Here is a 15,521-nt window from a genome sequence, read left to right on the forward strand (position 1 = left end):
ATGTTTAGAAATTCGTTTTTAATAAAAGTTAAGCTTTTGGTCGTGGCATTTTCCCTGTTTGGAATGAGTGGGAAAGCCCAGGAACATCAGGTTGTAAAAGTTACGAATGAAACCTTCAAGGTTTTGAAAGACGTTTCAAATTCTGCTCTTGCTGGAGGGGAAGTGCTTCTTTCGTTGACAACTCATCAGGATCTGGGGTGGATTGATGAAATTGAAAAATGTGTGGTTATGCGCGATACGCAGTGGATCACGCCCTTCCTTCAACGTTTAAGTGACGAAGCAGCCTTTGAGATGGACGTGGAGCAGGCTTCCATAATGCGTGAGTACATTACGCGTCATCCGGATAAGAAAGAAGAGATTGTTCAGCGGCTTAAAGAGGGGCGGATGCTCGTTGGAGCAACGCATAATCAGCCTTATGAGGAAATGTATTTCTCCGAATCACTTGCTAGACAGTTCTACCTGGGTAAGTTGTGGTTGAAAAATGAGTTTGAAGGCTACAATGCAACATCCTACTATAACTCGGACGTTCCGGGAAGGAGCTTGCAAATGCCACAATTGCTCGCTAAAGCAGGGGTGGAAAACATGTTTATCAGTCGGCATGGAAGAGGAGTGTTTGATTGGAAAAGCCCGGATGGATCAAGTGTCACTTCGTACTCTCCCGGACATTACATCGATTTTTACAATGTCCTGGGGAAGGAAGACGACGAGGCCATTAAGGAGTTGGGCAAGCAAGCTTTGTACTGGACAACAGAGTACGACTACATTCCGGGAGAAAAGGCCGTAATGCCGGCCGTTTTAAACTTCGAATTTATTTGGGATCCGAAACCGGTTCATAACCTGGATCCATTTATGAAGTTGTGGAACAACCTGGCAACCGTCGAGAATGAAGATGGGGAACGTCTGGAGGTGAGCATTCCGAAGATTAAATTTTCGACACTTGATAAGTTTTTCGACCAGATGCGCCAGGGAACAAAAGAACTCCCTTCGATTATGGGAGAACGGCCTAACGTTTGGGTTTATATTCATGGGCCTTCTCATCATTGGGCGCTGGATCATAGCCGAAAAGCTGATGTGCTCCTTCCGGCTGCTGAAAAATTTGCGATGGCCGATGTTTTAGTGTCGAAATCCTACGCCAACTATCCCGTTGATTTATTCGCTCAAGCTTGGGAATCTAAAATATATCCGGATCATGGTTGGGGCGGAAAAGGCGGGCAAAGTACCGATGATATTTTTCTGGCGCGCTTTGCCGATGCTCATGCCAAAGCTCAGTATCTGTTGGATAACTCCTTAAATTCATTGGCATCAAAAGTTGCAACCGATCAAGGAAAAGGAGTGCCGGTTGTGGTTTTTAACAGCCTTAGCTGGGAGCGAACCAGCCCGGTTCAAATAAGTATGCAATTCGATGCAGAAACTGCACGGTCCGTTCGGTTGTTCTCGAAAAGTGGAGCGGAAATTCCGGTGCAACTCAGTCAGGTTGTTCAACGTAAAGATGGCTATTTAAAGTCGGCAGAGCTTTGTTTTGTAGCTTCTAACGTGCCTTCTATCGGGTATGAAACCTATTATGCTCAATTTTCTGATGAGCCCCTAAATCAACCTGCATTGACGTTTAATCCCACTTTTGAAAATGACTTTTTTGAAGCCCAGTTGGCAGATGGCGGTTTGTCCAGCTTATTGGATAAACAGCTCAATAAGGAGTTGGTTGACGATCAGTTTTTTAAAGCCGGGGAGATCTTTACAACCAAGTCGGAAGGAAATGGTGCTGGTGAATTTTTTGAAGTACAGCAAGTCTCCATGGATGGTTTTGATAAAACCGGAAATTATCCGACAGCCTGGGAGCTTGTTGCTGATGGACCGGTATATACTTCATTTCGATACCGACAACCCATCCGAAATGCGGTGGCAGAGCTGCAGATAACCTTTTACAATAATGTGAAAAAGGTTGATTTTGATGTTGAACTGAAGAATTGGGATGGAACCATGTTCCGGGAATACCGGATGGCTCTTCCGCTAAAAATGGATGATGGTAAAGTGGCCTACGAAGTGCCTTTTGGTGTTGTTGAAGTGGGCAAGGATGAGATGACTGGCATTGCAGGGAATGGTTATGAAACACCTTGTAAAGAGCTGCATCCCCGTGGTATTGAAAACTGGATCAATGCATCAGGGACAGGGTTTGGCGTTACACTTTCTTCCAGCGTGGTAGGAATGGATTACGTTGATCCTACAGGAAAAAACTTGCCTGGAACGATTCTTCAGCCAATTCTACTGGCTTCGCGCAGAAGTTGTCATGGCGAGGGAAATGATTACCATCAAACAGGAGATCATCGATATTCATTCTCAATTACATCTCATCAACCCGGGTGGAAAAATGGATTTCGCTTTGGAAAAGAGAGCAACGAAGCACTGTTTGCCGTTGTAGCTCCCGAAAAATATCGACATGCACCACTTCCCGAAAGAGGATCTTTTTTGAGTATTGATCAGGATAACATCGTAGTTACAGCCATGAAAAAGGCTGAGAATGAGGATGGCATGGTTGTTCGGTGTTATAATCTTGATGGTCAGCAAACAACAGCTAAACTGAAACTTTGGGAAGCTTTTGATACCGTTTATGAAACCAATCTGATTGAGGAGAATAAGGCAAAACTGAAGGGTAATCGCTCAGGTGCGGTAAAACTGGACTTGGGCAAGTACGAAATAAAGACGATCAAGCTCAAGTAGGCTTATTTTCTGAAATTACTAAACGAAGGAATGATGATAGATCGATCGGAACTAATTAGTTACTTAGAAATTTTTGAGAAAGAGTTGCACGATGATATTCTGGCTTATTGGATGGCCTATGGCGTTGAAAAAAAAGGCCATGGTTTTTACGGGGCTGTTGATTTGGATAATAAGCCTGTTTTGTCAGCCAATAAAACGAGTGTATTGAATTCACGAATTTTGTGGACTTTCTCTGCGGCAGCAAAACAGTATCCAGAGAAAGCTTATGAGTCGCTGGCTCATCGTGCGTACCGAGTGATTCGTGAGGATTTTGCAGATAACGAGTTTGGTGGCTTTTTCATGGAGCTTTCGTCGTCAAATCAGGTCGAAAGCGATGTAAAGCATACCTATGCGCAGGCTTTTGTAATCTATTCACTCTGCAAGTACTACGAGTTTGCACCAAGTGAGGAATTGCTTAGCGAAATTCAAACGTTCTTCCTTTTGCTTGATGCGAAAACTAAAGATCCGGTAAATCCCGGTTACCTAGAGTCATTTACGAGGGGCTGGGAGCCAATAACCGAAAATCGGATGGCAGACAATAACGAGCCAAAGTCATTGAATACACACTTACATCTTTTAGAAGCTTATGCGGCGGTGTATAAGGTTTGGAAAAGTGAGCTGGTGAAGAGACGCTTAACTGAACTACTGGAGCTTTTTATTCATCGGATTATTCGACCTGATGGGCATTTGGGCGTGTTTTTTACAACGGAATTTGAAGAGACCGAAAGCTCGAAGGAAATATGCTCTTTCGGTCAAGAGATTGAAGGTTCCTGGATGATCTGGGAAGCTGCTGAGATTTTGGGGGATAAGGAAATACTCGCTTGCATCAAGCCTTTAATCCTAAAAATGGCCGATGCTGTTTTGCGAGTTGGTGTCGATAAAGATGGCGGCGTATTTCTGGAGTCAACTCGCTGGGGAAGTCATATCCGAACCAATAAGCACTGGTGGTTGCAGGCAGAAGCCTTGGTTGGCTTCATGAATTCATATCAATTAACAGGTGATTCAAGCTATTGGGAAACAGTGAAACTGACTTGGAGTTTTATCGATCAGTTTGTAATTGATCATGACCGCGGAGAGTGGTTTACGAAAGTGAGTCGACTTGGTGAAGCTTACGTGGTTGAGCCGGAAAATGATCCTTCTCCTTTCTATCGAAACGATTGGAAAATCGATCCCTGGAAGTGTCCGTATCATAATGGCAGGGCGATGCTTGAGTTAGTAAATCGAATTTCGGAACTGCTGGAAAATTCAGCGGATGCAAATAGCTTGTTGAAAACAAAAAATAAACAGAATGGATAGACGTAAATTTATAGTGAATACAGGAAAAGGAGCAGCCCTGCTATCATGTGGTGGATTTTGGGTTTCATGCGATAAAACAACAAAAATCAGCTACGAAGATCAGCTGAAAATAAGGTCTTTTGAAGCTTTTAACCGTTTTGCTGAGGTTTGGAATTTCAATGACTTTTGGAAACGGGGAAATACCTTTGATGCATGTTTGACTTTTGTTGATGCTGCTCAGCAGCGCTGGCCTGGGGAGCCAAAAGTGAAAGAGATGCAGCATGCGGTAAAAAGTATGTTGGAAGAAAATCTGGATTTCTTTGCTCGCTTCGATCCGGGAACACTTTGGGCCGATGATTTTGGATGGTGGGGACTTATGGCCCTTAATGCCAGAAAGCATCTGTTAAAGCTGAATGAAACCGATTTAGCAAACAAATACCTGAAGCTGTCAACGGACCTTTGCTGGGAATATAAAAAGCAAACAGCCTATGATAATACCTCGGATGCAAAACCGGTCCCACATGGTTGCCGCAATGGCGATGCAGCTGGTGAAAGCCGTGGTGTAAAAAATACGGTGACCAATGTGCTGCTGTTTCTGCTGTCTACGCGAATTTACCGGTTATCGCTTGATGAAAAGCTGGAAGATAACGAGAAGTACCTGGATATGGCTTATCGGCAGTGGAAATGGTTCGAAGCATGGTTTGAACTGGATGAGTATGAGTATTTAAAGTCAATCACTGCGGAAAGTGCTTTGGTGCAGGAAAGACCGATGGCCTTTTTTGAGGGCTCAGATTATAAGGAAAAGATTCATCCGCCATGGGCCGAAGGTTGGGTTTGGACAGGCGACCAAGGCATGCTGGTGATGGCTCTGGCCGACATGATTGCCATGAAAGATGAACTTGCAGCATGGTTGCAGAGGAACAAAATAGGTGAAGGTTTTGATGTTCGGGCTTTTGAAAAGAAAGCAGAAACCATCATTCATCGAATTTGTAAAGGAATTGAAACGACTTTGATCGGAGCACAGGATGGAATTATTCGTGAAGCTCCTTGTCTTTCCAGCTTTGGACCAAATCATGGCAATGATTATGTTGCCGGGCGTGGCATTATGATGCGATATGTCAGCCGACAAGAGATTGGCCATTTCGGAAAAATTGACTTTACCAAAAACATCAAGGCTACGGTTGAGGCCATATGGCAAACCCGCGATCAGGCAACCAATCAATTTCAACCTGAATTTACAAGCCGCGAGAATGATAAGCTTTACATCGAGCAGTTCCGAAAAAACTGGGGACTGGCGGATGAAGTGTATCAATGGGACTTAGCCAAAATGAAGGAGCAGAATAAGTGGGGTGTTTGTCAGGCGGTTGGTTTGGACATGCTGAGTGCGGCAATTCGATCATTGGAAAGTTAAACACATTTTAAAAAGAGACGAAAATGGCAATTTGGAAAGACGATAGTGAATTATTTAGCATTGCAAAAAAGGAATTATTTGTCGCTTTGGTAGGCGATATTTTAGATAAGCTCAACTTCAAACATCAATTCCTTTCACCAGGAATTAAACCGTTACGAGACGACTTCGTAGTGATTGGGAGAGCAATGCCTGTGCTTGAAGCCGATGTTTTTGAGGAGATTGTTTCGGTAACTAAAAATCCAATGATGCAAAAGCCTTTTGGATTGATGTTCGAAGCATTGGATAGCTTGCAAACAAATGAAGTTTATATCTGTACCGGTGCTTCGCCAAGGTACGCACTTTGGGGTGGACTGATGAGTACTCGTGCAATTAAACTTGGAGCAGCAGGAGCTGTTTTGCATGGTTATTCGAGAGATACCAACGAAATTCTTGAACTGAATTTTCCAACCTTCTCTTACGGCGGTTATGCACAAGATCAAGGTCCTCGGGGAAAGGTTGTTGACTACCGCGTACCAATCGAGTTGGAAGGAATAAAGGTTACTCCGGGCGATATTATTTATGGCGATCGGGATGGGGTACTTGTTGTTCCTCAGGAAGTTGCTGAGGAGGCTTTCTCGGGTGCGATTGAAAAAGCTCGTGGAGAGCAAGTGGTTAAGAAAGCACTACAAGAAGGCATGAGTACTGTTGAGGCGTTCCGCAAGTATGGCATTATGTAATAGCTAAGAGCATGAAGTATGGAAAAAATTGATTTATCAGGCAAAAGGGTGTTGGTTACTGGAGGCAGCCAAGGAATTGGCGCCGAGATATGCCGGGAACTGGCATCGTGTGGTGCCGATGTTTTGGTGAACTATTTCCGGAATAAGGAAAAAGCAGAAAAAGTTGTTGATGAAATAAAAGCAGCTTACTCGGTAAAGGCTTATCCTGTAAAAGCGGATGTGTCGGTTGCCTCTGAGGTTCAGGAAATGTTTAAGGTTCTGGATCAGCAGTTGGGAGGGATTGATATTTTGGTGAATAATGCAGGAAGTGAAAGTGTAATTCATGTCCTGGATATGCAAGAAGCAGAATGGGATCGTGTCATGAATATCAATCTTAAAGGGCCATTTCTCTGTGCACAGGAAGCCGGGAAACGGATGGAAAAGAGTGGAGGAGGTGTCATTATTAATATTTCATCGATCCATGACAGTGTACCTCGTAAAGGCTTGACTCATTATTGCTCAGCAAAGGCTGGATTGAAGATGCTTTCCAAATGTCTTTCACTGGAGTTGGCTGAAAGCAACGTCCGAGTTGTTTCGATCGCTCCGGGTGCTATTGAGACCGAAATGAATCGGGAAGAAATTGCACGTTTTGGCGTCGACAAATTTGAAAAATGGATTCCCCAAGGCCGTATCGGAAATGTAGGTGATGTTGCCAAGTCGGTGGCTTTTCTTGCAAGCGATTATGCAAGTTATATCAATGGGGCTGATTTGTATGTTGACGGTGCTTATATGAATCATACGATTCAATATGATCCTCGTCCTTCAAGAACTACATCAAAGTGATGAACTTATACATTGGAAGTTATACGCAAGACGGTTCCCCTGCTCCAAATCCTGTTGGGCAGGGAATCGGCTGTTTCGGTTTTGATGCGGAAACTGGTGAGCTGAGTCACAATAACTACATCCCATTGCGGAATCCAAGTTATCTGACGTTTTCTGAGGATGGAAAATATTTATATGCAGTCGAGGAGCTTTTGCATGCGTTGATGCCACATGTGTTTGCATATAAGGTTGGGATGCAGGGAGAATTGGTGCCGATTAACTCGCAGCAGTTGGACGGAGGCTATGCGTGCCACTTGGCGGTTGTAAAAGGTAGTCTAGTCGTTGCAAATTACATGTCGGGTGATTGCTTGGTATTTCCAATACAGAACGATGGCTCACTGACGCCTTGTCAACAACAAATTCAGCATCATGGGGCAAGTTTGAATCAGCAACGGCAGGAAGGTCCTCACATTCACATGGCTTATCCATTTGACGAGGATGGGCTCTTGCTAGTCGATCTGGGAATAGATCGGGTGAAAGTCTATCGGTATAATTCGTCCGACAGTTTGTGGAAAGAAAATCCGGAGTTGGATATAGTCCTTCCCGGAGGAACAGGGCCTAGACATTTGGTGAGCGATCAGCAGGCAAATTACTTTTACTTGTTGAGTGAGCTGTCGGGAGAAATTTTTGTTTTCCGGAAAAGCAAAAACAGCTTCGATTTGGTTCAGCAGGCCTCTGTTATACCGACAGATTACTCTGGGGAGTTTGGTGGGGCTGCCATTCGAATTCACCCCAATGGGCGGTTTTTATATGCTTCCAATCGGGGGGCAGATGTTATTGCCGTATTTGAAATTATTGAAGGGAATAAAAATCGACTTTCCTTGGTTGCTTTCCAAGTGTGCGGAGGGCAAACTCCTCGTGATTTTAATATTGATCCTTCGGGAAATTGGCTGTTGGTGGCCAACCAGGATTCTAACAAACTGGTTGTTTTTAAAATTGATTTGGAAAAAGGGGGATTGACAAGAACTTCAGAAATTGAATGTGGAACACCAACGACTATTTGCTGGTCACCTCATTGAAATATTGGAGTAAGCATGTTGGAGGATGACTTCGAGGCAACTCTGAAACAAGGATGATTGAACTGGGAAATAACTAAAAAAATTAAACAGATGAAACTAGGTTTTGGCTTGTATAAGCATATGCTCAATGAAACGCATTACAAATTTGCCAGACAATGCGGGGCGACACATATTGTTGTTCACATGGTTGATTATTTTGGGCATGAAAAAAACTCGAAAGAAAATACGAATCAGCCTGTTGGCGAAAAAGAAGGCTGGGGCAAGGCCGGTAATGCTTCTCAAATATGGTCTGTTGAGGAGTTATCCAAAATAAAACAAGAAATCAATAAGCATGGCATGGAGCTCGAAGCCATTGAAAATTTTGATCCGGCACATTGGTACGACGTTTTATTGGATGGGCCTAAAAAACAAGAACAAATAGAAGGCCTGAAACAACTTATTCGGAATGTTGGGGCAGCTGGCATTCCGGTGTTTGGATATAATTTTTCATTGGCAGGAGTTAGTTCCCGCGTGATGGGTGAGTTTGCCAGAGGGGGCGCTGTTTCTGTTGCGATGGAAAAAGAAGATGATACGCCAATTCCCAATGGAATGGTTTGGAACATGGTCTATGATCAGGATGCTCCTCCGGGAGTCATGCCACCAGCAACTCCGGAACAACTATGGAGCCGGGTTCAGTTCTTTTTAGATGAATTACTTCCAGTAGCTGAAGAAGCAGGAGTTCGTCTTGCAGCTCACCCGGATGATCCGCCGCTGCCATTTTTGAGAAAAACACCCAGGCTTGTGCATCAACCAGAGCTTTACCAAAAGCTAATTGACCTTAATCCAAGTCCGGCCAACACGCTGGAATTCTGCTTGGGATCAGTTGCTGAGATGACAGGAGGAGATGTGTATGAGGCTACGGATAAGTACAGTAAGCAAGGGCGAATTTCCTACATCCATTTTCGTAATGTTGTTGGAAAAGTTCCGAATTACAAAGAAGTATTCATTGACGAAGGGGATATCGATATGTTGATGATTCTCCGAATATTGAAAGCGAACAATTTTGATGGGGTATTGATTCCTGACCATACGCCACAAATGAGTTGCGATGCTCCTTGGCATTCGGGGATGGCTTATGCAATGGGATATATGAAAGCGGCAATTGCTTTTGTGTAGGGAATTTATTTTGCATAATCAAATTTCGGGGGCTTAGTTGGGAAAAAAATATTTTTAAAAGCAAAAGGATGTATGGTATTTCTAGCAGTGCAATTAATAGGTTATGGAAGTTCTGATTTAAAAATCAAATGATGGACTACTTTTTTTTACTTCGCAAACGGTTTTGCTAATTTTTAAAATGATTAAAACAAAATGAAGACCTTAACTATCTTTAAATTGCGAGCTGTATTTCGAATCTTGATATGCAATAAAACCTGAACGGCTAGTTGAGCATCATACTACTTTAAGGAAAAACTCAACGCCCTAATGATCGTATCTGTTTTAAAACTTCTGCCGATTGATGCGAAAATTTGAATTTTTGTCCGATTTAAACTGCTTGCTTCCTTCGATGAAAGAAACAAAAAATAAGAATCGAATTTATAACCTCAAAGACATAATTGCAGGTTAGTTGCTTAATATTTGTGATTTAGATGCTTGGGCGTGGATGGAGTAGGAGCGAAATTACTTTCTATGAATTAACTAAGGAATGTGAAATGTTTATTTTTAGTTTAATATTTCCATTTTTTTGGAAAATCCCGGAAGATAATAGTTATCTCCGGGATTTAACCATTGATATAAACATAGTAATTGAAATTTAATTTGTTAATGGGTTGGTTTTGGGAGGATCCAGAATATTAACACGATTAAATTTTCTACTATGGAGATGTATTGGGATATCATCATTGAACTGGAAACGGAGTTGTCAAAGATAGAGGCCGTCTCGAATAATACTATTGATCAGGTGGAGTATGCCATTGGTCATTGCAAGATTGCTTTGGAGAAATTGCGCAAATTGATTTTGGTAAAGGGATTTCCCGATCGCAAATCAGAGATTCTGTTTTTCAAGGAAATTAAGCCAGCGGCCTATGGGAGGTTACTGTATTATCAATTGGTTTTCGACATTGAAAGTAAACGCAGAAACGCCGATGTCATGTTAACCAAGCGGTACCTTCAGAACTGCCTTTACAAAATCAATGAGTTCATGGAGAAGCGTCATCTGAAAGTACAGTATTACCGTTGTGGCTATAAGCATTTGGATGAGCAGTACTTTCTTCGATCAAACGCTGAAATTCCCTGGAGTTGAAAGACAGCAGAGAGTTATTGGATGAAGCTTTTTTTACCTGGCACGACCATACCTTTTCGGTGATTATGGCCAACGAAATGCTGCTGGATTACCTCAGTAAAGAAATCGAGAAACTCGAAGACCCTGGCAATAATAATGTCAATGGGGCCAATTCAAGCTACCTGTGGTGTGGTAAAAAGATTGACCTGGCAGAGTTGATTTATGCGCTGCATTATGCTAAGATGGTTAATGGAGGAAAAACAACGATTCGGGAACTAGCGGGAATGTTCGGGCAGTTATTTGGGGTGGATCTGAGTAAGGATATTTACCGGTTCCATGCTGAAATCCAGCAACTAAAAATTGATAGTACCAAGTTTTTGGATTTTTTACGCTCGGTGCTTCAGCAACGCCTGGATGAGGATAACGAATAAATCAGAATATTAACTTTCAAAAAGCTAAATGCCATGTCAATCGAGACACCAAAAATTCGTAAAAATGTTGATTTGATTAATGCCTTTTCTGGCTGTCCCATGGGCAAACCCCTGGATGATTGTCCTTTTCGCGCTTACTTTGAGCTCAACAATGAGAGGGAGTAAATTCTTCAAATTGAAAGCCTTGGTTTACCGGCTGGAGGAATTTTCGACAAGGCCAGATCAAGCAGGGCGCAAGCGAAAGAATAAGATTGGAAGAAAGAAAGGAAAACGGCATTAGAACGCTAGTCAGCCGATTTATCCCTTAGTGGATTCTATATTTTAAAGCATATAATGATCACTTTTATTGTTGTGTTATATTTCTTTGCATATAATTAACTACCTTTGTCTGAGGTTATATCTAAATACATATAATGAAAAAACTTGCAGACTTTGTTAAAGAAAGGCGAAAGGAAGTGAATCTGACTCAGGAAGAGTTTGCCGAACGTGCAGGAGTTGCGCTGACTGTGATTCGAAAAATAGAGCAGGGGAAAACAAACTTGAATATGGATAAGGTTAACCTGGTACTCAGTATGTTTGGACATGAACTGGCTCCGGTTAACAGCAAAGAACTGAAAGCATGAGGCGTGGAAAGGTCTATTATAAAGAGTATCTGGCAGGAATGATAACCGAGACAGATGATGGAGACTATGTATTCCAATATGAAGCGGAATATGTGAAAACCCACCCGGATTTATTCATCACCTTTACGATGGCGGTAAGAGATGAGCCATATCGGGAGAACCGGCTTTTCCCGGTTTTTGAGGGGCTTATTCCGGAAGGATGGTTACTTGAAATAGCATCAGAAAGCTGGCGAATCAATAAAAATGATCGTATGGGGCTGCTGTTGGCATGTTGCCAAAATTGCATCGGAGCCGTAAGTGTTGTACCCGTAATAGAAGAAAATGAAGCATAGATGTTTGTATTGCTATCAGCCGCTTGAAGGGGAGCAGGATTTTCATCGTAAGTGTTCGATGGACTTTTTTGGAACTCCAACACCCCCGATCATTGACTATTCGCTGGATCAAATGAGTGAGCTGGCCAGGTCAGTGGTGGAACGGAGTATTGCAGTGCCCGGAGTTCAACCCAAATTATCAATGTCCTTGGTTAATGCCGTGAAAGGCAAAACAGATAGCCGATTAACTGTTGTCGGAGCTTTGGGAGGGCAATATATTTTTAAACCGCCATCCGATCGTTTTTCGGAGATGCCTGAAAACGAGCATGTAACTATGCGAATAGCCGAAGCATTTGGAATCAGAGTGGTTCCATCCTCTTTGGTTCGTCTGGCCTCCGGCGAATTATCCTACATTACCAAGCGGATTGATCGCAGTGATTCCGGCAAAAAAATACATATGTTGGATATGTTTCAAATCACGGAAGCTTTCGACAAGTATAAAGGTTCTTTGGAGCGGGTAGGTAAAGCCTTGGATCGTTATTCAGCGAATACCTTACTTGATAAAATCTTTTTCTTTGAGCTGGCCCTGTTCTCTTTTCTCACCGGAAATAATGATATGCACCTGAAGAACTTTTCGATGCTGAAACAGCCTTTTGGCTGGGGATTGGCTCCAGCTTATGATCTGCTGAATGTGTCTATTGTGCTTCCAGAGGATGAAGAAGAATCGGCCTTGACATTAAGTGGCAAAAAGAAGAAATTGAATCGTGAGCATTTTGAGCTTCTGGGCGAGGGGATGGGACTGACCGACCGGCAAATAAGTGGAAGCTTTAAACGGATGGCTAAAAACCATAATCAAGCACTGAAATGGATAAATGAATCCTTTCTTTCGGCGAAGATGAAACAAAACTACCAGGAAGTTCTGCAAGCCAAATACCAACAATTGAGGCTGATCATATAAACACAACTTTAGGAGAGGATTGGTTAGGGGATGAAAGCAGAATTGCTGTTGCTAGCTTAGAATCATTCTATAAAAACGCTCCTGTATAAATATTATCATAAAAATTAATAAATTGTAAGTTTGAAATTTAAAACAAGAAGTATTCAGTACAGTTTGGCTGAATCGAAAAAGATATACGATCGATGTCTTTGGAATTCAAACTTTTGAATCAATAAAATCATGGCGAAAAAGAATGGAAACGGAGCGAATGAGTCGCTTGAACAGAAATTGTGGAAAACGGCTGATAAACTGCGCAAGAATATAGATGCTGCCGAATATAAGCATGTGGTGTTGGGCTTAATCTTTTTGAAATACATCTCCGATTCATTCGAGGATTTATATGCCAAACTGAAGGCCGGAGAAGGTGAATATGCCGGAGCTGACCCTGAAGATAAAGATGAGTACGGAGCAGAAAATGTATTTTTTGTGCCGGAGAAGGCTCGTTGGTCTTATATTCAATCGCAGGCAAAGATGCCTAACATTGGTAAGCTGATTGATGATGCAATGGACTTGATTGAAGCGGACAATGCTACCCTAAAAGGGATTCTTCCTAAAACCTTTGGACGTTCTAACCTTGACCCTCAAACATTGGGTGGCTTAATTGATACCATTGGTACTATTGCCTTGGGTGATGAGAAAGCCAAAAGCCAGGATGTATTAGGTCGTGTTTATGAGTATTTCTTAGGTCAGTTTGCTTTGGCAGAAGGCCAGAAAGGAGGGCAGTTCTATACCCCGGAAAGCATTGTAAAATTGTTGGTTGAAATGTTGGAACCCTACAAAGGACGTGTTTATGACCCTTGTTGTGGTTCCGGTGGAATGTTTGTTCAATCAGAGAAGTTTATTGAAAGTCATCAGGGACGATTGGATGATATTTCGGTGTACGGACAGGAAAGTAACCAAACGACTTACCGCCTATGCCGTATGAATTTGGCTATACGTGGTATTGATGGTTCAAACATTAAATGGAATACAGAAGGTTCATTCCTGAATAATGCACATAAAGATTTAAAAGCCGATTATATAATTGCCAATCCACCATTTAATGTGAGTGATTGGAGTGGTGAATTATTACGTGATGATGCCCGTTGGCAATTTGGAGTACCACCAACAGGCAATGCCAACTTTGGTTGGGTGCAACACTTCTTGTATCACCTAAAACCTGATGGTGGACATGCCGGATTTGTTTTGGCTAACGGCTCATTAAGTTCCAATACAGGTGGCGAAGGTGACATACGCCAAAAGTTAGTAGAAAACGATTTGGTAGAGTGTATTGTAATGCTACCTAAAGCCCTGTTCTTTAATACAGGTATTCCGGCATGTTTGTGGTTTTTACGCAGAGGCAAAAAGAAACGCAATGGCGAAACCCTCTTTATTGATGCATCTGACTTGGGCGTTATGATTAACCGTAAAAACCGGGTGCTGGAAGCGGAGGACGTTAGTAAAGTTGCAGACACTTATCACAATTGGTTAAAACAAAGTGATGACTACGAAGATGTCTTAGGTTTCTGCAAATCAGCTACTATTGAGGATATACAAAAACACAAGTTTGTATTAACGCCCGGACGATATGTAGGTATTCCAGATGAAGAAGACGATGGTATTCCATTCCAAGAAAAGGTAGATGACATAACTGCTCGGTTACGAGAACAAATGAATCAAGCCCAAGAGCTTGACCAGGAAATTAAAACACAACTGGCTAAAATTGGGATTGAGTTATGAGTGAGTGGGAATATTATAATTGGGGAGATTTAGTAGAATTGAAGTATGGTAAATCCCTTAAAGACTATAGAGAAAAAACACAAGGATATCGTGTTTTTGGAACCAATGGACCAATAGGCTATAATGAGGAATTCTTATATAACAAACCATCCATAATAATTGGTAGAAAGGGTGCCTATCGAGGAGTAGAATTCTCAAAGGAACCTTTCTTTGTAATTGACACTGCATTTTATACAGTTAATAAAGTTGATTTTCTAGATGAAAAATTTGGCTACTATCAATTGTTAACAAAAAATATTAATGCTCTTGATAGTGGTTCTGCGATTCCTTCTACTTCAAGAGACGACTTTTACTCACTGGAAGCCTATTTACCCTCAAAGGAAGAGCAAATTGAAATCCGAAATATATTAGATACTCTCAATAAAAAAATCACCTTACTCCGTCAGCAAAACCAAAATTTAGAGGAATTAGCAAAAATATTATTTAAACGTTGGTTTGTGGAGTTTGAGTTTCCTAATGAGAATGGAGAGCCTTATAAAAGTTCTGGAGGTAAAATGATTGAGAGTGAGTTGGGTGAAATTCCGGAGGGGTGGCGAGTTGGCTGTTTGAATGATGAATTTACAATTCTCATGGGACAATCACCAGCAGGTTCTTCTTACAATGAGATTAAAGAAGGAAAAATATTCTATCAAGGCAGAACTGACTTTGGGTTTAGATTCCCAACTAATAGACTTTATACAACAGAACCCAAAAGAATCGCAGATAAATTTGATGTATTAGTTAGTGTTAGAGCTCCTGTTGGGGATGTAAATATGGCAAGTGAAGAATGTTGCATAGGACGTGGTTTAGGAGCTGTAAAGTCAGATTTAAAATCGTACTGTTTTAACAAAATTAAGAGCATGAAAAAAGCTTTTGATGTATTTGAAAATGAGGGAACTGTTTTTGGTTCTTTATCAAAGAATGATTTTAATAGTCTTGAGGTAATAATTCCGGAAAAGCATGTTGCAGAGCAATACGAGCAAGTCGCTTTTAAACTGGATTTGAAAATATTTGAGAATTCAAATGAAATACAAACCCTTACACTGCTCCGAGATACATTATTGCCAAAGTTAATGAGTGGGGAGATACGGGTAAAAATAGAATAAAC

The 15,521-nt window shown here is 41.8% G+C and carries 15 protein-coding genes; all 15 read left to right on the forward strand.

The genetic code is table 11. The features are described from left to right. Positions 1-42: 42 nt before the first annotated feature. The 15 genes from Q1A18_RS03545 (at position 43) to Q1A18_RS03615 (ending at position 15,519) form a co-directional block, all read left to right on the forward strand. A complete protein-coding gene (locus tag Q1A18_RS03545; RefSeq protein ID WP_299577861.1) occupies positions 43-2,715 on the forward strand; it encodes a glycosyl hydrolase-related protein in 2,673 nt (890 codons plus the stop codon). A gap of 30 nt (positions 2,716-2,745) precedes the next feature. After that, positions 2,746-4,050, forward strand: a complete 1,305-nt coding sequence (locus Q1A18_RS03550) for an AGE family epimerase/isomerase (protein WP_299577445.1) — start codon at positions 2,746-2,748, stop codon at positions 4,048-4,050. Then, positions 4,043-5,440 (forward strand): glycoside hydrolase family 76 protein, encoded by a 1,398-nt coding sequence (locus tag Q1A18_RS03555; protein WP_299577447.1) that lies wholly within the window; start codon positions 4,043-4,045, stop codon positions 5,438-5,440. The genes Q1A18_RS03550 and Q1A18_RS03555 overlap by 8 nt, the downstream gene beginning before the upstream one ends. A gap of 23 nt (positions 5,441-5,463) precedes the next feature. Next, entirely contained in the window at positions 5,464-6,156 is a 693-nt protein-coding gene (locus Q1A18_RS03560) for an RraA family protein (protein WP_299577449.1), read from the forward strand. Positions 6,157-6,174: 18 nt separating this feature from the next. Beyond that, positions 6,175-6,978: a glucose 1-dehydrogenase gene (locus tag Q1A18_RS03565; RefSeq protein WP_299577451.1), complete on the forward strand. Its 804-nt coding sequence runs from the start codon at positions 6,175-6,177 to the stop codon at positions 6,976-6,978. Next, positions 6,978-8,036: a lactonase family protein gene (locus Q1A18_RS03570; RefSeq protein WP_299577453.1), complete on the forward strand. Its 1,059-nt coding sequence runs from the start codon at positions 6,978-6,980 to the stop codon at positions 8,034-8,036. The genes Q1A18_RS03565 and Q1A18_RS03570 overlap by 1 nt, the downstream gene beginning before the upstream one ends. 90 nt (positions 8,037-8,126) lie before the next feature. Next, on the forward strand, positions 8,127-9,191 hold the full coding sequence (locus Q1A18_RS03575; protein ID WP_299577455.1) for a mannonate dehydratase: 1,065 nt from the start codon (positions 8,127-8,129) through the stop codon (positions 9,189-9,191). Between the two features lie 697 nt (positions 9,192-9,888). Beyond that, entirely contained in the window at positions 9,889-10,314 is a 426-nt protein-coding gene (locus Q1A18_RS03580) for an RteC domain-containing protein (protein ID WP_299577457.1), read from the forward strand. Then, complete coding sequence (locus Q1A18_RS03585) at positions 10,311-10,724, forward strand: RteC domain-containing protein (RefSeq protein WP_299577459.1); 414 nt, start codon at positions 10,311-10,313, stop codon at positions 10,722-10,724. Before Q1A18_RS03580 ends, Q1A18_RS03585 begins: the two co-directional genes overlap by 4 nt. 33 nt (positions 10,725-10,757) lie before the next feature. Then, positions 10,758-10,889, forward strand: a complete 132-nt coding sequence (locus Q1A18_RS03590) for a hypothetical protein (RefSeq protein WP_299577461.1) — start codon at positions 10,758-10,760, stop codon at positions 10,887-10,889. 248 nt (positions 10,890-11,137) lie between these two features. Beyond that, a complete protein-coding gene (locus Q1A18_RS03595; protein WP_299577463.1) occupies positions 11,138-11,347 on the forward strand; it encodes a type II toxin-antitoxin system Y4mF family antitoxin in 210 nt (69 codons plus the stop codon). Then, a complete protein-coding gene (locus Q1A18_RS03600; RefSeq protein ID WP_299577465.1) occupies positions 11,344-11,679 on the forward strand; it encodes a HipA N-terminal domain-containing protein in 336 nt (111 codons plus the stop codon). The genes Q1A18_RS03595 and Q1A18_RS03600 overlap by 4 nt, the downstream gene beginning before the upstream one ends. Continuing rightward, positions 11,669-12,616, forward strand: a complete 948-nt coding sequence (locus Q1A18_RS03605) for a HipA domain-containing protein (protein ID WP_299577467.1) — start codon at positions 11,669-11,671, stop codon at positions 12,614-12,616. Before Q1A18_RS03600 ends, Q1A18_RS03605 begins: the two co-directional genes overlap by 11 nt. 219 nt (positions 12,617-12,835) lie before the next feature. Further along, entirely contained in the window at positions 12,836-14,374 is a 1,539-nt protein-coding gene (locus Q1A18_RS03610; RefSeq protein ID WP_299577469.1) for a class I SAM-dependent DNA methyltransferase, read from the forward strand. Next, entirely contained in the window at positions 14,371-15,519 is a 1,149-nt protein-coding gene (locus Q1A18_RS03615; protein ID WP_299577471.1) for a restriction endonuclease subunit S, read from the forward strand. The genes Q1A18_RS03610 and Q1A18_RS03615 overlap by 4 nt, the downstream gene beginning before the upstream one ends. The last annotated feature ends 2 nt before the right edge of the window (positions 15,520-15,521 follow it).

This window comes from uncultured Sunxiuqinia sp., assembly GCF_947495665.1.
Lineage (GTDB): Bacteria > Bacteroidota > Bacteroidia > Bacteroidales > Prolixibacteraceae > Sunxiuqinia > Sunxiuqinia rutila.